This is a genomic window from Mesorhizobium sp. M1088, assembly GCF_040318575.1.
Lineage (GTDB): Bacteria > Pseudomonadota > Alphaproteobacteria > Rhizobiales > Rhizobiaceae > Mesorhizobium.
In genome coordinates this window covers 222485-242214 of the sequence record NZ_JAMYMO010000008.1, presented here as the reverse complement: position 1 = coordinate 242214, position 19730 = coordinate 222485, and the positions used below count along the sequence as shown (strand labels likewise).

Here is a 19730-nt window from a genome sequence, read left to right as displayed (position 1 = left end):
AATCCGTTTGACTTTTGCGGGCGGACGCTCACAAAAACGCACGCTCGCTGAAAGAACCACACGGACGGGAAAAATGCTCCACACGATTTCGGCCTTCGACCGCCTCGGCGAGGAAAATGCGTTCGCGGTGCTGGCGCGTGCCACGGCACTTGCCCACCAGGGCCGCGACGTCGTCAATCTCGGCATCGGCCAGCCCGACTTCAAGACGCCGCAGCACATCGTCGAGGCCGCGATCAAGGCGCTGCGCGATGGCCATCACGGCTATACGCCGGCCAACGGACTGCTGGCGACGCGCGAAGCGGTGGTACGCCGCACGCTGGCCACCACCGGCGTCGAAGTCTCGCCGGAAGCGGTGATGATCCTGCCCGGCGGCAAGCCGACCATGTTCGCGGCGATCCTGATGTTCGGCGAGCCGGGCGCCGAAATCCTCTATCCCGATCCCGGCTTTCCGATCTACCGCTCGATGATCGAGTTCACCGGTGCTGCCCCCATCCCGGTGCCGATGCGCGAGGAGAACGGCTTTGCCTTTTCGGCCGCGGAGACACTGGCGCTGATCACCCCGAAGACCAGGCTGCTGATCCTCAACTCGCCCGCCAACCCGACCGGCGGCGTCACCCCCCGCGCCGAGATCGAAAAGCTGGTCAAGGGGCTGCAAGCGCACCCGGACGTCACCATCCTCTCCGACGAGATCTACGACGTGATGACCTATGACGGCGAGACGCATTGTTCGCTGCTCGCCTTCCCCGAAATCCGCGACCGGCTTATCGTGCTCAACGGCTGGTCGAAGACCTGGGCGATGACCGGCTGGCGCATGGGCTGGTCGATCTGGCCGAATGGCGACAAGGGCGCGCATCTCTACGACAAGGTGCGCAAGCTGGCCGTCAATTGCTGGTCCTGCGTCAACGCGCCGAGCCAGTATGCCGGCATAGCCGCCATCGACGGCCCGCAGGACGACGTCGACAGGATGATGCGCGCCTTCGACCGCCGCAGGAAGGTCGTGGTCGAGGGGTTGAATGCCTTGTCCGGCGTTTCCTGCATCACGCCGAAAGGCGCCTTCTATGCCTTCCCCAATGTTTCCAAGACCGGCTGGAAGGCCAAGAAGCTCGCCTCGGCGCTGCTCGAGGATGCCGGCGTGGCGCTGATCGGCGGCCCCGATTTCGGCATTCTCGGCGAAGGCTATGTCAGGCTGTCCTACGCCAATTCCGAGGAGAACATCCTGCGCGCGCTGGAGCGGATCGAGACGTTTCTGGCAAAGTGAGGGCACGACGAAAGGAGACGCCAGATGTTCTATGCCATTCTTGCCTATCACGAGGAAGAAGCGATTACGGCACTGACGCCTGAGCAGGATGCGGCGCTGATGACCGATCTTCTCCAGATCAACGATCGGCTCTACCGGCAAGGCACCCTTGGGCCGGCGGCCCGGCTCGGCGCGACACAAGACGCCTGCACCTTGCGCGGGCCAGGCACCGGAATGGTTATCGACGGCCCCTTTGCCGAGACCAAGGAACAATTGCTGGGGCTCTATGTCGTCGACTGCGCCAACCGTGACGCCGCCATCGACATTGCGCGCGACCTTCGCCGCGTCAATCCGACCGCCGTCTACGAAATCCGCCCGATTTCGCTATATTTACCCGGCGTGCCGCTTCCGGTCACCCGGCCCTGATTTAGGACCGGGTTGAGACCAATTTAGCCTCGCCCGACAAATGGCATCTTCGTCGCCATCACGGTCATGAACAGCACGTTGGCGTCGAGCGGCAGGCTGGCCATATGGAGGACGGCATCGGCGACGCGCTCGACATCCATCACCGCTTCGGCGGCAATGGTGCCGTTGGCTTGCGGCACGCCGACCGTCATCGCCTGCGCCATGTCGGTCAGCGCGTTGCCGATGTCGATCTGGCCGCAAGCAATGTCGAAGGGCCTGCCGTCCAGCGCCAGCGTCTTGGTCAGCCCGGTGATGGCGTGTTTGGTCGCCGTATAGGGCACCGAGCCCGGCCGTGGCGCATAGGCCGATACCGAGCCGTTGTTGATGATGCGGCCGCCCATCGGCTGCTGCCTGCGCATGGCGCCGAACGCGGCGCGAGCACACAGGAACGAGCCGGTGAGATTGACCCCGACGATGTCGTTCCACACTTCGACCGGGATGTCGTCGATCAATGTCGATTTGTAGCTCGTGCCGGCATTGTTGAAGAGCAGGTCGACGCGCCCGAAAGCCGCCGCCACCGTCTCGAACAGATCGTCGACCTGATCGGCCTTGCTGATGTCGCAGGCGAAGGCCAATGCCTTGGCCTGCGTCGGCCCGGCCGCGGCGATCGCATCCTCCAGCACCGGCTTGCGGCGACCGCAGAAGACCGTGTTCCAGCCGGCCTTGAGCAGCGCCGTGGCGACGCTTTTGCCGATGCCCGTACCGGCGCCGGTGACGATGGCGGTTTTATAGTCGGTCATGGCTGTACTCCCTGAAAGGGACGAGGCATCGCAAATGACGGGAACCATGGCAAGCCGGCCCAAAGCCTGTGCTCACAAAAAGGGCGGCCATTAGCGACCGCCCCTGATCCGAACCGGGCTTTGGGAGGAGGAAAGCCGATCCGACTGCCTGAATCATGCGCCCACCGGATTAACGAGAAGCTAACGCGAATGCCGCCGAGCTCTCCGAGGCTCCTCCCCCAAGCTACCAGCGCGAACCGCTCACCGGCTTGGCCGTGCTGCCCGCTGCCGGCACCTTCGCCGCCGTCACCGTCGCCTCGACATGGTCGACCAGCGCATCCGGCAGGCCGAGACGGCCGGCAAGCAGGTCGAGATAGCCGCGTTCGGCCCGCGTGTCCGGATCGATGGCAAGACGCGAGGCGGTGTAGAGTTCCAGCTTTTGCGCATCGGTCTTGGCCCCGGCGATCAGCACATCCAGATCGAGCGGCGCCTCCAGTTCCGACATCAGGAATTTCTCCGCTTCGGCGCCGACGCCGGCGAGGCTGAGCTTGCCGGCGATCTTCTGCCGCTCTTCGTCATCGACGTGACCGTCGGCCTTCGCCGCCGAGATCATCGCCCTGACCAGCGTCAGCGTGAATTCGTCTTCGCCCTGCGGCGCTTGCGACGGATGGAAGGCGGTATCGGCCGGCGGCGGCAGCAATTCCGGTTCGCCTGCAGCTTGCGTCTCGGCCGGCGCGTTGCCGTTCTTGTAGTTCTGGTAGGCCTTGTAGGCGAGGCCGCCGATCGCAGCCAACCCACCAAGCTTCACCGCCGCACCGGTGACCTGGCGGCCGGGGCCGGTTCCGAGCAGCACCGCGGCCAGCGCACCGGCGGCAAGCGGATTGTCCTTGGCCATCTGCACCGCCTGCCCCGCCTTGTCGCGGACGGTCGATCCGGTGCCGGGAACTTGCGAGCCGAGCAGATCGTCGAGGAGCTTCTTGGGATCGAACATCTATGCCTCCAGAATTGGCCCGGCCGAAGGTGCGCGGGCAGGGTTTGCACGTCGAAGACCTAGGTCCCGCAGTTTGACATTACAATGACGCGGCGCGTCCTTTTGCCCGCTGCCACGCATGACCTCGCACCGACATCTGCTGGGATTTCACGCGGAAATTATAATGCTGCAGCCTCCATCCGCGTCAAAAAACGCGCGACGCTCTGGACATCGGACGTGTCGAAACCGCCCCCGACTTCGACTAATGTCGCGGCATGTCGCTTGAGAGGAGCCTGGCATGACCGATGAGACAGACCGCCAGCCGGCACGCGACCCCCAGGAACTGGAGCGCCTGTTGATTTCACGGCAATGGGTCGGAGACATTGACGGCATGGCCGCGCTTTTCGAGCAGCATGCCGTCATCGACAGCGGTGGCGGACAGCTGACGTTCGGCCGCGAAGCCATCCGGGGGCTGTTCGCGGAGATCACCGCAACCGGCCGAAAATTTCAGTCCGGAGATCAGCGCCCGGCTGTCGTCAATGGCGACCTGGCGCTGACCTCGACCCGGCTTCCTGACGGCACCATCACCACCGAGGTCGCGCGCCGGCAGAACGACGGGACATGGCTGTGGGTCATCGATCGTTTCTCTGTTGCTTAACGTAAAGTTGCTTAACGTGAAGCTAACTTCCGATGTGACGATCGCCGCGCGCTTGCGCCAGTTCGACCTGGCGCTGGCGCTCGGCGTAGCGGGCGCGATCTTCGTCCGAGCGGGCATCGAAGCAATGCGGGCATGAAACGCCGGTGGCATATTCCGGCGACAGCCGGTCTTCTGCAGCCAGCGGATGCCGGCAGGCGCGGCAGAGTTCGGCCTCGCCTTCGACCAGCCCGTGCGATACCGAAACGCGCTCGTCGAAGACGAAGCATTCGCCTTGCCAGAGGCTCTGTTCGGCGGGCACGTCCTCGAGATATTTCAGAATGCCGCCTTTGAGGTGGAACACATCCTCCAAACCGAGCGACTTCACATAGGCTGTCGCTTTCTCGCAGCGAATGCCGCCGGTGCAGAACATGGCGACCTTGCGCCCGTCGAGCTCGTGCCGATGCTGCTCGACCCAGGCCGGGAATTCGCGGAAGCTGTTGGTGGTGGGATCGACAGCGCCCTTGAAGGTGCCGAGCGACACCTCGTAGGCGTTGCGCGTGTCGATGACGATGGTGCCCGTATCCGAGATCAGTGCATTCCAGTCGGCCGGCGCGACATAGGTGCCTGCATCTGCCGCCGGATCGATATTCTCCACGCCCATGGTGACGATCTCGCGCTTCAACCGCACCTTCATGCGGTGGAACGGCATCGTTGCGGCGCTGCTGTATTTGATCTCGAGGCCGGCGAGACCGTCGATGGATTCGAGATGATCGATGAGCGCCGCGATTGCCGTTTCACTGCCGGCGACCGTGCCGTTGATGCCCTCACGCGCCAACAGCAGCGTGCCTTTGATGCCGCGTGCGCAGCAGAAGGCGGCGAGCGGCGCGCGCAGCGCCTCGAAGGTGTCGAGCCGGGCGAAGCGGTAAAGCGCGGCAACGCGGAAGGCTTGGCTGGGAAGTGTCATCACCAAGCCACTAGACGCTCACGACAGCCGGATCAAGGCAGAGCCGGGAGCGGTCTGATCGCGGAAGGTTTCGAACACCACGCGTGACATCGCGACACGCCGCGTTTCGTGGACAGAAAAACCGCCTTCTGCTAACCGGTCGACTTGATCAACAGAGGAGAGACGACGAATGCCCAGCACGACCGAAAAGCTCCTGTCGCTCCTCAACGGCCAGCCGGTCATACCGGTGCTGAAGATCGCCAATCCCGCCGACGCGGTGCCGCTGGCCCGGGCGCTGGCCCGCGGCGGCCTGCCGGCGATCGAGATCACGCTGCGCACCGCCGACGCGCTGGAGGCGATCCGCCGGGTGGCGGGCGAGGTTGAAGACGCCGTCGTCGGCGCCGGCACCATCCTGGACGCCCGGCAGTTCGGCGAGGCGGCGGCCGCCGGTTCGAAGTTCATCGTCAGCCCCGGCATCACCCGCGAGCTTCTCGCGGCAGCCAAGGACAGCGACGTGCCGTTGCTGCCCGGCGCCATCACGCCGGGAGAGGTCATGGCCGCCCGCGAAGCCGGCCTGCGCTTTCTGAAATTCTTCCCGGCCGAACAGTCGGGCGGCATCGCTTCGCTCAAGGCTTTCGCCTCGCCGCTTGCCGACGTGAAATTCTGCCCGACCGGCGGTATCACCGGCAAGAATGCCGCCGACTACCTCAGCCTGCCCAACGTCATCTGCGTCGGCGGTTCCTGGGTGGCGCCGGACGATCTGGTCAAGGCCGGCAAATGGGACGAGATCGAAGCCTTGGCGCGCGCGGCAAGCAAGCTCGGGCGCTAGCATCTTCTGCATCAAAAGCCGCCGCCGATCTGGTTCGCCGGGCTGGTTCCCGCTCATGGGCTCGAACCACGATTCACGCCTTCAAAGGGCGCTGTCCTACCATTAGACGAAGCGGGAGAATGCCGACCAGTGGTTAGCATCCCTGGATGAAGGAAACCAGTGCCGGCGGTGGAGGCCGCGCGGGGTGCCAGCGCAGCCTTTACGATATTTGCCCAGCGCGGCCTACTCGGTCTTGAAGCGGGCAACCGACATGAACTTGACGGCTTTGCCGGTGAACCGGTTTGCGTCGGCCATCTCGTTGCCCGGCTGGAAGCCTATCGTATAGACCTCGCTCGGTGCCGTACGGACGAAGTCGTAGGCGTAGCGCGGCGCCGTTGTCGCATCTGAAACGGTTGCGACATACTCACCGCTGTGCAGCGCCCACCGGGCGGCCTGCGGCGCGGCGGCGACCACCACCGGCTTGGGGCCGGGCTTCAGGTCGCGGGCGGTGGCCCTGGGTTCCTTGCGTGTGGTCTTCACGCCTGCACCGATGACGGCGGCCGGATCGGAGCCGGCCGGGCGGGCAACGATGGCCTCGCGCGGCGATGCCCCGTCGCTCGATGCCCCGTCGTCGCTCGCCGGTTCCTCGAACACCGATGCTTGCTCGGAAAGCGACGCGACCTTGTATTCGTCGGTCGCGCTGACCCTTTCCAGAACGGCCTTGACCTCGTCGGGCTGGGAACTGTCGGGCCGCGCCGACGGCAACACCGAGAATGCGTCGGTGGCGGTGTTGCTCCGCTCGGCCGCACTCGCCAGCGCCAGCAACACTTGCTTGTCCTGCGGCGCAAGACTAGCAGGCGAAAGATCGGCCGGCAGCGAATGATCGGGCCGCCAGCTCGGCACGGGAATGTTGTTTGCAGCGACCTGCACCGGGCCGGCCGCAGCAGACGGGTCTGCTATGCCGAACGGAACATTTGCCGGCGCCGCGCTTGCCGGCGCTTGCGCGGTCGCCACCGCCTGTTCAGTCGATCCAGCCGCATCCGCCACGCCGAACGGAACGTTCTCAGGCGGCTGGGCGCCGACGTCCGTCTTCGGGCGCGGAGCAAAATCCGGCAGCGGGATGCTGCGGGCAGGCAATGCCGCGATGATCGTCTCCGGCGTGTCATCCTCCGGTTCAGGCGCAGGCGCCGGAGCATCAGCGACTTCCGGAATCTGAGCGCGCTTGGCATCCTGAGGCGCGACGATGGCAATGCCAGGCAGGTTGCTGCTCTTGGCGGACGGCGCCGGCTTCACGTTACGGGGCTTTGGCGCCGGCTCGGCCATCGCCACATCGGCGCTGTCGTCCGCCTCGTCGTCGCCACCGCCGAACAAGGCTGCCAGGAACCCGCGGGATTTTTTGCCGCCGCCGCTTGCGCTGGCCAGTTCGATGGCCGGTGCGCCGGCGCCCTTGCGGGCCTTGTAGGAGGCGAGCGCCTGTTGATAACCAGGCAGCGGCTTGCCGTCGCTCGGCACATGCAGCGTCTTGCCGTTGGGGAACACGCGCGCCAGTTCCTGGCGGCTGATGCCGGGCCAGTGGCGCACATTGCCGACATCCATATGCACGAAGGGCGAGCCGGAACTGGGGTAGTAGCCGACGCCGCCGCCCTGCATCCTGAGGCCGATGTCACGCAGCTTCTTCAATGGGACACCGGGAATGTAGAAATCCATCGCCCTGCCGAGCATGTGCTGGCTCTTCTCGGCGACGCCCCTGCTGCGGCTGCGCAGCATCGAATTCGTGGCCGGCGAACGATAGCCGCAGACGACCTGGATGTAATCGGTGGCGCCGCTCTCCCGATACGCTTCCCAGACCAGGTCCAGCAGGCGCGGATCCATCTTGGTCGGCTCGTTGCGGCGCCAGTCGCGCAGGATGATGTTGATCTTTCGCAAGCCCGCCTGGTCGTAGCGGCCATTACGCTTGTAGACGATCTCCGCCTTTTCATGCGTGTGGAGATGATAGAGCTTCAGCGAACGTGTCTCGGCGCTGGCGCCGGTTGCCGCCGCTGCAAGGAACCCGACGGCAACAATCACCGCTGCCAGCCATCTCGGCCAGACGCTCATGTGATAATGCCGCCCGTTTTCGTGTCGTTCGATTCTGTTCAAATCAAAAGGCCTTGCAGGCTGCCGTTTTGTCCCCGGATTTGACCAAACGGATGCGTGGTGTGTGCATCCGAATATCGATCCTAATGGTTAATCATCGCTTATTGAAGCCGAAATGCGGTAACACGGTGGCGATATCCCGCCAAAAATATTGCGCAGGATATCTTGGTAAACCGCTGGTTTAGATCATGTTTTGGCGCCAGCTCGAAACACGATCTGTTACCGTCCGCCTTAATACGTGAACACTGTGGCGAACACATCATTTCGAGGCGCAGTTGCGTGGAATGATGTCCGGATGAGAACCGGCTTGGCCCTGTGACTCAGGAAGCGAGCCGTTCGACGCGGCCGGTTTCCGGGTCGATGCCGTATTCCTTGAGCTTGCGGTAGAGCGTCGACCGGCCGATGCCGAGGCGGCGGGCGACTTCGCTCATCTGGCCGTTATAGTGATCGATGGCGAGCTTGATCATTTCGAGTTCGACGTCGGCCAGCGCACGCACATTGCCGCGCTCGTCGAGCGCCCGCAGCGTGCCGAAACGAGGCTTGGCTGGTGCATCGGCGTCGGCGGCTGCGATGCCGCCAGCGGCCGATATGTTGTCGCGCGGCTGGCTGCCCGAAGCCACTCCGGAAGCTGGCCACCCTGGAGTTGGCCCCCCTGAAGCTGGCCACCCTGGAGCTGGCAAGGCGATACCCGAATCGAGATTGACCGTGCCCTCGACTTGCGCCCGGATCTGCGGGAATTCTTCTTCGGTCAGCATGTCGCCGTCGGCGAGCACCGAGGCCCGGAAGACGGCGTTTTCGAGCTGCCTTATGTTGCCCGGCCAGTCATAGGCCTGCAGCATGGCAAGCGCCGCAGCCGAGATGCCTCGCAGGCGGTGGCGCGGATCGGCGGGCGCCACCTTCTCCATGAAGTGCTCGACCAGATAGGGGATGTCGTCGCGACGGTCGCGCAATGGCGGCACGAAGATCGGATAGACGTTCAGCCGGTAGAACAGGTCCTCGCGGAACTTGCCGTCCTTGACCTGCTGCAGCAGGTTGCGATGGGTTGCCGAGATCAGCCTGATGTCGACCCTGACGGTCAAGCGGCCGCCAACCGGATCGACCTCGCCGTCCTGTACGGCGCGCAACAGCTTGACCTGCACGTCGAGCGGCAGGTCGCCGATCTCGTCAAGAAACAGCGTGCCGGTGTGCGCTTCGACGAACTTGCCGGTATGTTTTTCGGTGGCGCCGGTGAACGAGCCCTTCTCGTGCCCGAACAGGATCGATTCGACCAGATTGTCGGGGATGGCGCCGCAATTGACGGTGACGAAGGGTTTCGAGCGGCGGTCGCCGCTGCCCTGGATGGCGCGCGCCACCAGTTCCTTGCCGACGCCGGATTCACCTTCGATCAGGATCGGAATGTTGGACGCCGCCGCCTTGCTGCCGAGCCGGATCACCCGATCCATCGCCGGACTGTGGGTGATCATGTCCTTGAACGTCAGATGGCCGCCGCGCTGCCGTGACGAGCGCTTCACTTCGCCTTCGAGCGCTTCGACCTTGAGGGCGTTGCCGATCGACGCCTGCAGCCTGTCGGGAGAGGCCGGCTTGACGACGAAGTCGAAGGCGCCGTGACGCATTGCCGAAACGACGGTTTCGATGCCGCCCTGTGCGGTCTGCACGATGACGGGAATGTGGATGCCACGCTCGCGCATCGCCTTCAGCACGCCGATGCCATCGAGGCCCGGCATCATCAGGTCGAGGATGATCACCGACACGTCGCGCGCATTGGGTCCGTCGACGAGATGGAGACCGGCCTCGCCGCCATCGGCGACGATCGCGGTGTGGCCGAATTTCGTCACCGCCGCCTCGAGCAGCCTGCGCTGCACGGGATCGTCATCGACTATGAGTATGGAAGCTGCCATGACTGATCCGACCGTGCCCGCCCGAGAATGCGCCCTATGGATCATCTTGGCACAGGGTTCTAAATAAGCTTTCAAAAAACCCGGTGAATGAATTCCTTAGGATTTGACCGGCTTCTCGTTTCCTCGAATTTTTGTGTCTGGAAGGATCGGCAATGCGCATGGTTTTTGCTCGAAAGCTGGCGGCGGCGCCCGGTCAGGGCGTGGCGGAGCTTGGCGACCTGCCGGAATGGAATCTAGCCGATCTCTATTCGGGCATGGAGGCGCCCGAGTTGAAGCGCGACATCGCCAAGGCCGCCGCTGATGCCATCGCCTTCGAGAGCCGTTGGAAAGGCACGCTCGCCGCCGAGGCCGGGCGTGGCGGCGCCGGCAGGCTTGGCGAGGCGCTTCAGGTCTATGAAGTGCTGGAGGAGCTGATCGGCCGCATCGTCTCCTATGCCGGGCTTGTCTATGCCGGCAACACGTCGGATCCGCAGCGCGCCAAGCTCTATGGCGACATCCAGGAAAAGATGACCGATGCCAGCGCGCACCTGCTGTTTTTCGCGCTCGAGCTGAATCTCATCGACGATGGTGCGATCGAAACCGCACTCGCCGCCGATCCGGCCTTCGCCCATTACCGGCCCTGGGTGCTCGATCTGCGCAAGGACAAGCCCTTCCAGCTCGAAGACCGCATCGAGCAGCTCTTCCATGAAAAATCGATCACCGGGCGCGGGGCCTGGAACCGCCTGTTCGACGAGACGATGACCGATTTGCGTTTCGACGTCGACGGCGAGGAGTTGACGCTTGAGCCGGCGCTCAATCGCCTGCAGGACGCCGACGGCGAGGTGCGCCGCCGGGCGTCCGAGGCGCTGGCCACGACCTTCCGCAAGAATTTGCGCGTCTTTACGCTGGTCACCAACACGCTGGCCAAGGACAAGGAGATCTCCGACCGCTGGCGCGGCTTCGAGGACATTGCCGATTCCCGCCATCTCGCCAATCGCGTCGAACGCAGCGTGGTGGATGCGCTCGCCGCCGCGGTTCGCGACGCCTATCCACGCCTGTCGCATCGCTATTACGCGATGAAGGCGCGCTGGCTCGGCATGGAGGTGATGAACCACTGGGACCGCAATGCGCCATTGCCCGAGACCCCACAGGCGGTCATCGGCTGGGACGAGGCCAAGAACACCGTGCTTTCCGCCTACCAGCGCTTTTCGCCCGACATGGCGGAGATCGCCAGAACTTTCTTCGACCGCAACTGGATCGATGCACCGGTGAGACCCGGCAAGTCGCCTGGCGCCTTCGCCCATCCGACCGTGCCTTCGGCGCATCCCTATGTGCTGCTCAACTACATGGGCAAGCCGCGTGACGTGATGACGCTGGCGCACGAGCTCGGCCACGGCGTGCACCAGGTGCTGGCCGGCGGCCAGGGCGCCCTGATGGCATCGACGCCGCTGACGCTGGCCGAAACCGCATCGGTGTTTGGCGAAATGCTGACCTTCCGCTCGCTGCTCGAGCAGACCACCGACAAGCGCGAACGCAAGGCCATGCTCGCCCAGAAGGTCGAGGACATGATCAACACGGTCGTGCGCCAGATCGCCTTCTACGAGTTCGAGCGCAAGGTGCATGCCGAGCGCAGGAGCGGCGAACTGACCTCCGACAAGCTCGGCCAGTTCTGGTTGGAAGTGCAGGCGGAAAGCCTCGGGCCGGCGATCAAGCTGCGCGAAGGGTACGAGGTTTTCTGGACCTATATCCCGCACTTCATCCACTCGCCTTTCTACGTCTATGCCTACGCATTCGGCGATTGCCTGGTGAACTCGCTCTACGCGGTCTACCAGAACGCCGAGCGCGGCTTTCAGGAGAAATATTTTGCCATGCTGCGCGCCGGCGGCACCAAGCATCATTCCGAGCTTCTAGCGCCGTTCGGCCTCGACGCGGCCGACCCTGCCTTCTGGCAGATCGGGCTTGGCGTGATCAGCGGACTGATCGACGAGCTGGAAACACTGGACAAGTGATGCGCAACACTGGGCGATGCGCAACACCGGATGACCGGGTTTTCCAGAACAGTTTAGCAGCAACGCATATTGGCGATGGTCTATTCTTGTCTTGGTTATTTGTTCTTAAATAACTTTCCATGGAAGTTTTCCGTTAGATTCCCGTAAGCTGTATGATAGCGTCCGCCCTCAAGCTCAGCCGGGCACGAATGGATCCGGTCGGAAAATCCCGACCGGCCATGGCGTGTCGGCGGATGCGACAACGGTTGTTGGCCAGGGGCAAACCGGTCGCCGACAGCTCGATCGAAGCCGGCTGTTCTGCAAATTGCGGAACCACCATCGAATGGTCCTTCGCCGAGGTCATGGCTCTACAGGCCAGGGCGGACGGATCGGACTGGAGAGAGAAAGACAATGGGCACTTTTTTCTACATGCTCCTGGCGTTCCTGGTAGGTGTGTTGGTTGGCTGGTTCATTTGGGGACGCCTGCGTGGCGAACTCGACAGTTTGCGCGGCGATCTAGACCGCACGCGCAGCGAACGCGACAGATTGCGGGCCGATAGCGACCGTCTGACCGGTGAGTTGGATGCATGCGGCCGCGCCCGCGCCGATCTCGAACGCCGGCTGGGCGAGGCGAAAACCACCCAGGCGCCAACCGCGAAGGCGGCAACAGCCAAGGCGCCAGCCGCCAATGCCGGTGCGACCAAGGCGGCGATGCAGGCGCCGTCAACCCTGATTTCGACATCCGCACCAGCCAAACCGGCGCCGAAGAAATCTGCAACGGCGAAGGCCGCGACCGCGCCACGCGCAAGTGCCGCGAAAACGGCAACGCCGAAACCGCCTGCATCGAAAGCGAGCGCCGCGCCGACGGCAAGCAAGGCTGCGCCGGCGGCAAGCAAGGCCGCGCCGGCGGCAAAGAAAGCCGCGACCGGCAAGGCAACAGCTATTGCCCCAGGCAAAGCCAACGACCTGCGTCGCCTGATCGGCATCGGCCCGACCAACGAGCGGCTGCTCAAAGGGCTTGGGGTCACGACCTATGCCCAGATCGCCGCCTGGACACCCGACGATGTCAAGCGGATCGAGGCGACGTTGAATTTCGACGGCCGCATCGAACGTGAACGCTGGATCGAGCAGGCGAAACTGCTTGCCGCCGGCGACGAAAAGGAATTTGCGCGCCGCTTCCCGACCGCGGGAGAAGCCAGCAACACCTGATCCATCGCAAGGCGGCATCGGGAACAAGGCGGCGCTCTCGGGCGCCGCTTTTGTTTTTGCCCGCCGCGCCTTTGCGTCTTGGGACGCCGTTCCCTCGATTGCGCACGGTCGAGCCCCCATATAGATCGATCGCTGGTGACCGCAGCATCCGAGCCTTATGTCCCTGCCCCTGCCCTTTGCAATTTTCAGGAACGACGAGACCGCGCGGCAGCTCGTTTTCGACCGGCCGGCCGAGTTAATCGCAGCGCATGGCGAGGCAGATTTTTTGCCGGCGCTGGAAGCCGCGCAGGCTGCACATGACGGCGGCAAATGGCTGGCCGGTTATTTCTCCTACGAGGCCGGTTACCTGCTCGAACCCAAGCTCGTTCCGCTGCTGCCGGCCGGCCGCCGCGCCCCGCTTTTTTGCCTCGGCGTGTTCGATGCGCCGGTCGAGCAGACGGTCGCGCCAGGCGATCCGCCGGCCAGCAACGGCCCAATCTTCGACGCCAAGGCAGCATGGTCTTCGGACGACTACGCCAAACGCTTTGCCAGGCTGCATGACCACATCCGCAAGGGCGACTGCTACCAGGGCAATCTGACCTTTCCGGTCCATGCGCAGTGGTCGGGCGACCCGCTGGTCGCCTTCAACGCGCTGACCGAACGCCAGCCGGTGAAGTATGGGGCGCTGGTCGCGCTCGGCGATCCGATCGTCTTGTCGCGTTCGCCCGAACTGTTCTTCGAGGTGGACGCGGAAGGCATGATCGAGACGCATCCGATGAAGGGCACCGCGCCGCGCGGCGCAACAAAAGCCGAGGACGATCGCCTGAAAGCGTTCTTGCGCAACGACGAGAAGAACCAGGCCGAGAACCGGATGATCGTCGATCTCCTGCGCAACGACATCTCACTGATCAGCGAGGTTGGCACGCTCGATGTGCCGGAGCTTTTCCGCATCGAGAGCTACCCGACCGTCCACCAGATGGTGAGCCGCGTGCGGGCGAAACTCTTGCCCGGCCTCGCCATCCATCAGATTTTCGCCGCGCTGTTCCCCTGCGGCTCGATTACCGGCGCACCGAAGATCCGCGCCATGGAGATCCTGCGCGAGCTGGAAAGTGGCCCGCGCGATGTCTATTGCGGCGCCATAGGCTGGATCGCGCCCGGCGGCCGGATGCGCTTTTCGGTGGCGATCCGCACCATCTCGCTCTTTGCCAATGGCGAGGCGGTCTACAATGTCGGCGGTGGCGTCGTCTTCGATTCGACAGCCGAAGAGGAGTACCAGGAGTGTCTGCTGAAAGCCCGTTTCGCGACGGGAACACTGCCGATTTCGAACTGATCGAAACAATGCGCTGGGAACCCGGCTCGGGTTTCCTCCGTTTCGACCGCCATCTCGCGCGGCTTTACGGCTCGGCAAGCGAACTCGGTTTCGCCTGCGATCCGACAAGGGTCGGCGAAGCGCTGATGAATGCGGTCGGCCACCAACAGATCGCGTTGCGCACCCGCCTCGTCCTGTCGCGCAAGGGGGAAATGGCGGTGTCGGTGCAGCCCTACGAGCCGCTCGCCGCAGACAAGGTCTGGACCCTGCAGCTGGCGCGCGTGCGGCTTGATTCGAGCGATATGCTGCTGCGCCACAAGACCAGCCGCCGACAAACCTATACGCGCGCGCGCGCCGAATATCTCGCCGGGCGCGCCGACGAGGTGCTGCTCGCCAATGAGCGCGGCGAAATCTGCGAGGGCACGATCACCAATGTCTTTGCCGATTTCGGCGACGGCGTGCTGGCCACGCCGCGGCTCGATTGCGGCCTGCTGCCTGGCGTCCTGCGCGGCGAACTGCTGGATCAAGGCCGCGCCGGTGAAGCGGTCTACACGTGGAACGAACTGAAATCGGCCAAGGCGCTGTTCGTCGGCAACTCGCTGCGCGGATTGATCCCGGCGCGGCTGGGCTGAAGCATCTGGAGACAACAATGTTCGTGGTTTCGCTGAACTACAAGGTGCCGCTGACCGAGATCGACCGCCTGCAGCAAGCGCATGTCGAGTGGCTGAAGGCCTGCTATGCGCAAGGTATCTTTGTCGCCTCCGGGCCAAAGCGGCCAAGGACCGGCGGCATCATCATCGCGCGTGGTCCACGCGAAGTGCTCGATGCCAGACTGGCGGACGATCCCTTCGCCAAGGCAGGTGCCGCCGATTACGAAATCACCGAATTCACGGCGAGAATGGCCGCCGCCGCACTGGAAGCCTACAAAGAGGCATGAGCTTCCGCCCGCCGACCCACACACCCTATGACGGCTCGTCGAAACTGTTCACCATCGGGCTGAAGCCGCTCAATCTCGATAGCTGGATCGAGGTCGACGAATATCTGCTGCCCTATCTTGCCGAGAAACGCCGGCTTTATGCGGAAATTCCCGGCAAGGTTTTTGTCGAGGAGCAAACAACGCGCGACGCTCAGCGCGAAGTGCTCGATCTGCTCGGTGCGCATCTGGCGGCGAACTTTCCTGAGACCCACAGGCGTACCGACAATGCGATCGAGGTGATCGGCGGCATCGACAATCTCGAGGGCTCAGGCACCTCAGCTTCTTTCAGCGATGCGCCGCTTGTCGCGGCCTCGTTGCTCGTCCAGGAGGATTTGATCCTGATGCGTCGCGACGAGAGCGGCTGGCGTCTGGCGGCCGGCTCGCTCTGCTTCCCGTCGTCATGGTCGCTGATCGAAAAATTCGGCAAGCCGCTGCAGCAGATCCACGCGCCGGTACCGGGTTTCGGCCCGGGCACACGCCCGGCCGATCTCATCAACCGCATGTTCGACGGCCTCCAGGGCCAAGCCGTCGAGCGCTACAACTGGTCGATCCAGGCGGGCGACGCGCTCTACCATCCGCTCTCCAACCTCGAACGCATCGACCGCGCCAGCAGTCGCCCGTCGAGATTCCCGGATGGCGACATCGACGCCCATGCCTTTATCCGCGTCGAGCGGCAGACGCTGAGAAAGCTCCCCGTTTCGGGCGACGTACTCTTCACCATCCGCATCCATCTCGACCCGCTCGCCGTGCTGGAACGCCACCCCGACCGCGCGGCGCTCGCGGCGTCCTTGGCCGAACAACTTCTGGCGCTGGACGAGGCACAACTCGACTACAAGGGGATGACCGCCGACCGTGACCGGCTGGTGGAAACACTGAAAATGATCGCTGGGGGGAACAATGATCCAGCATCTTAGCAGGCCGGTCACGTTCATGGCCGCGATCCTGCTACTGTCGACAGCAGCCGGGGCGGAGCCGGTGACTTATGCCGGCAAGCTTGGAAAGGCCGATATCGTCGTCGAATTCACCGGCGACCCCGCGGCGCCCGGCGGCCCGCTGGCCGGCCGCTATTTCTACCGCTCGAAGGGCGTTGACATCCCGCTGCAGGCCCGGTCTCAAAAGGGGCAGCAAGTTCGAACTGGCCGAGGAGGAGGCATGCGGCGCCGACAATTGCGATGACGGAAAGGCCGCGCCGATTGCCGCTGTGTGGCGCCTGGCCTCATCCAGTAACGGCAAGACCCTTGAAGGCAGCTGGAACGGAAAGAAGGCGCTGCCGCTCAGATTGGAACGGGTCGCAAGTCGGCAAGTGACCGGGAACGAGCCCGGCACCCCGCTCGATCTCTACGATTTCAGCTTCATGAAATTCTTCGCCAATGACACGCCGCTCACTATGGAAACGTCCCCTTATGACTATCTGCGGATGGACACTCAGCTCGATAACGGCAAGACGACTGGTTGGCCGGACGCAACCTACCGCTATGTCGTCGACCCCCGCACCAGGTTTGCCACGCCGCGCATTGTCGAACTGTCCGGCGACGTTCCGATCGAGGCCGCGAATGCTCTGCTGCAAGAGAGGCACTGGCGCGCAAACATCGGCGCACTGGGCTGCGTGGCGGCGCAATATGCCGGTTTCAACGAAGGCGGGCCAATTGACGGTATGAACGGCGGCACGCTCGGCGGCTATGAGGACAGCACATTCGAAGTGACGTCGCTGACTCCGCGGCTGATGAGCTGGCGGGAGTCCGGCAGCATCTTCTGCGGCGGAGCGCATCCGACCAACAATTCGGACGCCTACATCATGGATGTGCTGCGCGGCGCCCTGCTTGGCCTTCAGGACATTTTCTCGGATACGGTGGATGGCAAGCCCGGTCCTTCCCTGGCCTCCTTCGTCAAGCAGCGGCACAAGAAACCGATCGATCAGACCGATATCGATCACGAAGCCGAATGCGGCATGGACGATCTCATCGGCGAATATCTAGCGGTCAGCCTCTGGCGTGAGGGCGACAAGCAGGTTCTGGTTTTCGGGCTCCAGACCCTGCCGCATGCCATCCAGGCCTGCGCCGACGATCTGCTGGAACTGCCGGTCTCCGAGGCACGTGACCTCTTCAAGCCTGCATTCGCGAGACTAGTCGAGCCGTAGCCGGGATGGCGCGGCGTGAGGCCGGCCGTCCGCTTTTCGCTTTATTGTGACAATGATCTATGGTTTGTCGCGCCGCGGCCAAGCCGCTGTTCCGAAGCGTTTTTTGAGGGAGTAATCGATAAATGGCGAATGAAAACTGGCCCGTTTACGGTGAGATCACCGGCCCTGTAGTGATGATCGGCTTCGGCTCGATCGGACGGGGAACGCTGCCGCTGATCGAGCGCCATTTCAAATTCGACAAGTCGCGCATGACGGTCATCGACCCGCGCGACACCGACCGCAAATTGCTCGACGAGCGCGGCATCACTTTCATGCAGGATGCGGTGACCAAAAAGAACTACAAGAAGCTGCTGACACCACTTTTGACCAATGGCGGCGGCCAGGGCTTTTGCGTCAACCTGTCGGTCGACACTTCCTCGCTTGAGCTGATGAAGCTCTGCCGCAAGCTTGGCGTCCTCTATATCGACACGGTGGTCGAACCCTGGCTCGGCTTTTATTTCGACGAGAAGGCCGACAACGCCTCACGCACCAACTATGCGCTGCGCGAGACCGTACGTACTGAAATCGCGAAGAACCCGGGCGGCACCACGGCGATCTCGTGCTGCGGCGCCAATCCGGGCATGGTCTCGTGGTTCGTCAAGCAGGCACTGGTCAATCTCGCCACAGATCTTGGCCTCGACTTCTCGGAACCCGCGCAGCACGATCGCGAAGGCTGGGCCAGGCTGATGAAGAAGGCCGGCGTCAAGGGCATCCATATCGCCGAGCGCGACACCCAGCGCACCAAGAAGCCCAAGCCGATGAACGTGTTCTGGAACACCTGGTCGGTCGAAGGCTTCATTTCGGAAGGGCTGCAGCCGGCCGAGCTCGGCTGGGGCACGCATGAGGCGTGGATGCCGAAGAACGCCAAAAGCCACAAGAACGGTTCGAAGGCCGCGATCTATCTGGAGCAGCCCGGCGCCAATACACGCGTGCGCACGTGGTGTCCGACGCCCGGCCCGCAATACGGTTTCCTGGTGACACACAACGAAGCGATCTCGATTGCCGATTTTTTCACGCTGCGCGGCAAGAAGGGCAAGGTGCAATACCGGCCGACCTGCCATTACGCCTATCATCCCTGCAACGACGCAGTGCTGTCGCTGCACGAGATGTTCGGTGTCGCCGGCAAGGCTCAGCCCGTGCATCACGTGCTCGACGAAAATGAACTGGTCGATGGCGTCGACGAACTCGGCGTGCTGCTCTACGGCCACGCCAAGAACGCCTACTGGTACGGCTCGCAGCTGTCGCTGGCCGAGGCGCGCAAGCTGGCGCCCTATCAGAACGCCACCGGCATGCAGGTCACGTCGGCGGTGCTGGCCGGCATGGTCTGGGCGCTGGAAAATCCCGAGGCCGGCATCGTCGAGGCCGACGAGATGGATTACAAGCGCTGCCTCGACGTGCAGGGCCCCTATCTCGGGCCGGTCAGGAGCTATTATACCGACTGGACACCGCTCGACAATCGGCCTGGTCTGTTTCCCGAGGATCTCGATACCAAAGACCCGTGGCAATTCCGCAACATCCTCGTTCGATAGCAGCGTTGCCTCGACACTCGGCCAGCTTGCAATCGCCCGGAAATCGGGCGATTGAAGAGGGGCGGCCTAGAGCCACGTGCGTCCATTTGGACGCACAAAGTACGCTCTAGCACTTTGAATGTGCGCATCGTGCTTTCCGAAAATCGGATCGATTTTCGGGCCGATGCGAGAGGAGAGGATCTTGAAGATGACGATTGCGCAAAGACTGCTTTCGGCTGGCATTGCCGCGGCCGCTACGGTCGCGTTGGCGGCCTGCACGACAACCGGCCCAGGCGAGCCGCCGGTGATCACGGCCAAGGGGGTTGAAGGCTCCTGGATCGACGCGCAGGGCACGGGCTTGTCCACCTTCAAGGGCGGCAGCTTCGCGACCGTCGCAACCGACACCGGCCAGAAGCTTGCCGATGGCAGCTACACCATGACCGGCGGCACCTCGGTCGAGATCCATGGCACGTCGCTGATCCGCCAGACGCCGATCAGCTTCAACTGCCTGATGGTCTCCACCAGCCAGCTCAATTGCACCAGCGCGAGCGGGCAGAATTTTGTGCTGACCAGGCGCACCTGAAATCCGATTCCGAATTTACTTTGCACAAGGGCGGCGGCTTCAAGCCGCCGTCTTCTTGCGCCGGCAAAGCTGATGCCGATTTCCGCTTGCATCGACTGAAACGCGATGTGAACATAGCCCAAGAGGGCTGTTACATCCCAGTCAAACAAGAGCGTTAAACGCCTCTGCGCATGACCCCGAAAATCGGAGTCGATTTTCGGAAAGGATCAT

General features: G+C 63.5%; 20 protein-coding genes and 1 tRNA gene. 14 read left to right on the top strand and 7 right to left on the bottom strand.

Annotated features, from left to right (window positions below; translation table 11 throughout):
* Positions 1-73 precede the first annotated feature (73 nt).
* Together NKH49_RS13485 and NKH49_RS13480 are read left to right on the top strand one after the other, a co-directional pair.
* Entirely contained in the window at positions 74-1258 is a 1185-nt protein-coding gene (locus NKH49_RS13485) for a pyridoxal phosphate-dependent aminotransferase (protein WP_352612870.1), read from the top strand.
* A 24-nt stretch (positions 1259-1282) separates the two neighbouring features.
* Positions 1283-1663, top strand: coding sequence for a YciI family protein (locus tag NKH49_RS13480; RefSeq protein WP_254816974.1), 381 nt, complete (start codon positions 1283-1285; stop codon positions 1661-1663).
* A 23-nt stretch (positions 1664-1686) separates the two neighbouring features.
* Here the strand turns inward: NKH49_RS13480 and NKH49_RS13475 are convergent, their stop codons facing one another.
* The gene (locus NKH49_RS13475; RefSeq protein WP_352478254.1) at positions 1687-2442 is read right to left on the bottom strand and encodes an SDR family oxidoreductase; all 756 of its coding nucleotides are present in this window, start codon (positions 2440-2442) and stop codon (positions 1687-1689) included.
* A gap of 223 nt (positions 2443-2665) precedes the next feature.
* Positions 2666-3412 (bottom strand): tellurite resistance TerB family protein, encoded by a 747-nt coding sequence (locus NKH49_RS13470; RefSeq protein ID WP_352612871.1) that lies wholly within the window; start codon positions 3410-3412, stop codon positions 2666-2668.
* A gap of 277 nt (positions 3413-3689) precedes the next feature.
* On the opposite strand from NKH49_RS13470, the gene NKH49_RS13465 reads away from it, so the two are divergent.
* The gene (locus NKH49_RS13465) at positions 3690-4049 is read left to right on the top strand and encodes a YybH family protein (RefSeq protein ID WP_352539344.1); all 360 of its coding nucleotides are present in this window, start codon (positions 3690-3692) and stop codon (positions 4047-4049) included.
* A 22-nt stretch (positions 4050-4071) separates the two neighbouring features.
* Here the strand turns inward: NKH49_RS13465 and trhO are convergent, their stop codons facing one another.
* Together trhO and NKH49_RS13455 are read right to left on the bottom strand one after the other, a co-directional pair.
* Complete coding sequence (gene trhO / locus NKH49_RS13460) at positions 4072-4992, bottom strand: oxygen-dependent tRNA uridine(34) hydroxylase TrhO (RefSeq protein WP_502907876.1); 921 nt, start codon at positions 4990-4992, stop codon at positions 4072-4074.
* An 18-nt stretch (positions 4993-5010) separates the two neighbouring features.
* Positions 5011-5172 (bottom strand): hypothetical protein, encoded by a 162-nt coding sequence (locus tag NKH49_RS13455; RefSeq protein WP_352588071.1) that lies wholly within the window; start codon positions 5170-5172, stop codon positions 5011-5013.
* On the opposite strand from NKH49_RS13455, the gene NKH49_RS13450 reads away from it, so the two are divergent.
* Positions 5162-5800, top strand: a complete 639-nt coding sequence (locus NKH49_RS13450) for a 2-dehydro-3-deoxy-phosphogluconate aldolase (protein WP_352469543.1) — start codon at positions 5162-5164, stop codon at positions 5798-5800. The genes NKH49_RS13455 and NKH49_RS13450 overlap by 11 nt on opposite strands.
* A 43-nt stretch (positions 5801-5843) precedes the next feature.
* Here the strand turns inward: NKH49_RS13450 and NKH49_RS13445 are convergent.
* The 3 genes from NKH49_RS13445 to NKH49_RS13435 form a co-directional block, all read right to left on the bottom strand.
* A tRNA-Gln gene (locus NKH49_RS13445) sits at positions 5844-5917 on the bottom strand.
* Positions 5918-6022: 105 nt separating this feature from the next.
* Positions 6023-7876 carry a peptidoglycan L,D-endopeptidase MepK gene (gene mepK / locus NKH49_RS13440; RefSeq protein ID WP_352926290.1) on the bottom strand — a complete coding sequence of 618 codons (1854 nt, stop codon included), beginning with the start codon at positions 7874-7876 and terminating at the stop codon, positions 6023-6025.
* Positions 7877-8235: 359 nt separating this feature from the next.
* A complete protein-coding gene (locus NKH49_RS13435; RefSeq protein WP_352612876.1) occupies positions 8236-9813 on the bottom strand; it encodes a sigma-54-dependent transcriptional regulator in 1578 nt (525 codons plus the stop codon).
* Positions 9814-9965: 152 nt separating this feature from the next.
* On the opposite strand from NKH49_RS13435, the gene NKH49_RS13430 reads away from it, so the two are divergent.
* The 10 genes from NKH49_RS13430 to omp10 all read left to right on the top strand — a co-directional run bounded on the left by NKH49_RS13430 (position 9966) and on the right by omp10 (position 19520).
* A complete protein-coding gene (locus NKH49_RS13430; RefSeq protein ID WP_352612878.1) occupies positions 9966-11801 on the top strand; it encodes a M3 family oligoendopeptidase in 1836 nt (611 codons plus the stop codon).
* A gap of 390 nt (positions 11802-12191) precedes the next feature.
* The gene (locus NKH49_RS13425; RefSeq protein WP_352612880.1) at positions 12192-12989 is read left to right on the top strand and encodes a helix-hairpin-helix domain-containing protein; all 798 of its coding nucleotides are present in this window, start codon (positions 12192-12194) and stop codon (positions 12987-12989) included.
* A gap of 157 nt (positions 12990-13146) precedes the next feature.
* The gene (locus NKH49_RS13420; protein ID WP_352469538.1) at positions 13147-14298 is read left to right on the top strand and encodes an aminodeoxychorismate synthase component I; all 1152 of its coding nucleotides are present in this window, start codon (positions 13147-13149) and stop codon (positions 14296-14298) included.
* On the top strand, positions 14247-14909 hold the full coding sequence (locus tag NKH49_RS13415; protein WP_352469537.1) for an aminotransferase class IV family protein: 663 nt from the start codon (positions 14247-14249) through the stop codon (positions 14907-14909). The genes NKH49_RS13420 and NKH49_RS13415 overlap by 52 nt, the downstream gene beginning before the upstream one ends.
* A 17-nt stretch (positions 14910-14926) precedes the next feature.
* A complete protein-coding gene (locus tag NKH49_RS13410) occupies positions 14927-15214 on the top strand; it encodes a YciI family protein (protein ID WP_352448216.1) in 288 nt (95 codons plus the stop codon).
* The gene (locus NKH49_RS13405; protein WP_352612883.1) at positions 15211-16167 is read left to right on the top strand and encodes a heme-dependent oxidative N-demethylase family protein; all 957 of its coding nucleotides are present in this window, start codon (positions 15211-15213) and stop codon (positions 16165-16167) included. The genes NKH49_RS13410 and NKH49_RS13405 overlap by 4 nt, the downstream gene beginning before the upstream one ends.
* A gap of 16 nt (positions 16168-16183) precedes the next feature.
* A complete protein-coding gene (locus NKH49_RS13400) occupies positions 16184-16429 on the top strand; it encodes a hypothetical protein (protein WP_352612885.1) in 246 nt (81 codons plus the stop codon).
* A 127-nt stretch (positions 16430-16556) separates the two neighbouring features.
* Positions 16557-17390 (top strand): hypothetical protein, encoded by an 834-nt coding sequence (locus NKH49_RS13395; RefSeq protein WP_352612887.1) that lies wholly within the window; start codon positions 16557-16559, stop codon positions 17388-17390.
* 122 nt (positions 17391-17512) lie between these two features.
* Positions 17513-18958 carry a homospermidine synthase gene (locus NKH49_RS13390; RefSeq protein ID WP_352448220.1) on the top strand — a complete coding sequence of 482 codons (1446 nt, stop codon included), beginning with the start codon at positions 17513-17515 and terminating at the stop codon, positions 18956-18958.
* A 187-nt stretch (positions 18959-19145) separates the two neighbouring features.
* Positions 19146-19520 carry an outer membrane lipoprotein Omp10 gene (omp10, locus tag NKH49_RS13385; RefSeq protein ID WP_023720183.1) on the top strand — a complete coding sequence of 125 codons (375 nt, stop codon included), beginning with the start codon at positions 19146-19148 and terminating at the stop codon, positions 19518-19520.
* The last annotated feature ends 210 nt before the right edge of the window (positions 19521-19730 follow it).